General features: G+C 55.6%; 2 pseudogenes. Both read right to left on the bottom strand.

Annotation, left to right across the window (positions count from 1 at the left end):
* Positions 1–209, bottom strand: a pseudogene (locus tag ACP5J3_RS14940) (hypothetical protein); the annotation flags it as partial.
* Positions 209–845, bottom strand: a pseudogene (locus ACP5J3_RS14935) (hypothetical protein); the annotation flags it as partial. The pseudogenes ACP5J3_RS14940 and ACP5J3_RS14935, both read right to left, overlap by 1 nt.

Raw genomic sequence — 845 nt, 5'->3', positions numbered from 1 at the left:
ACTGCGGCTGGGTTGCTGTCTATCCCCAGAAACCTCCACCCCCTCCTAAGGGCCTCCACGCCCACGGTTCCCGACCCCACGAAGGGGTCCACAACCTCACCACACTCCACCGAGCTAAAGAACTCATCAACCACCTCCGGAGTGAGGCCATGCTCCGTATAGACGAGCAGTCTGTGAATAGGCTTATCAGCCCAGTAGTTGGCAGACATCACCCAAAGTCATAGTAGACAGCCTTTCCATCATGTACCAGGTCCAACATGGCCTTCCCAGTTGTCTTTATCCGCTCGTCCCTCACCCTCCCCGGCCTAGGCTTGAACTTAGTGAGGCAACTGACGCACCCAACAACTACCTGAAGCCTGCGGTGTCTGCTGAGCTGGACGTTCAAAAGCTCAGGCTCCCTTGCATACAGCGTGGCGTATTCCTCATAGGCATCTGTGGAGTACTCCTTCCCCAGCATTGTGACTATAAAGTCGCGCTCGCCCCCGATCATCGACTGCACGGTGAGACGCTCTACGTACCTCCCCCTCCGCCCCATCTCAAAGCTCACAGCCATCGGCGGGTCTGTGTAGATCGATGTGACGGCTAGACCGTATTCATAGCCGTTTTTCCGAAGCCACGCGTCGAGAGCCAGGGCGGCGTAATACGCGATCTTGGCCCTACCTGGATCTAATGTGTCGCCTTCCTTGAACCTTGACGTGTTTAAAATAACCAAGGGGGTTTTCGAGTTTATCGCCTCCTCAAGCCGCTCAACGACTCTCTGCAAGTCGGTCTTGGCGACGTCCTCCACATACTTAAGCGCGTGTAAGACATCCCGTGAATCGAAAGTTAACCCCCCTAGTCTGTCC

Origin of the sequence: Pyrobaculum sp., from assembly GCF_049971835.1 — an archaeon.
Lineage (GTDB): Archaea > Thermoproteota > Thermoprotei > Thermoproteales > Thermoproteaceae > Pyrobaculum.
Note: the sequence above shows the minus strand (reverse complement) of the source record. Positions and strands in the feature narration are given on the sequence as shown.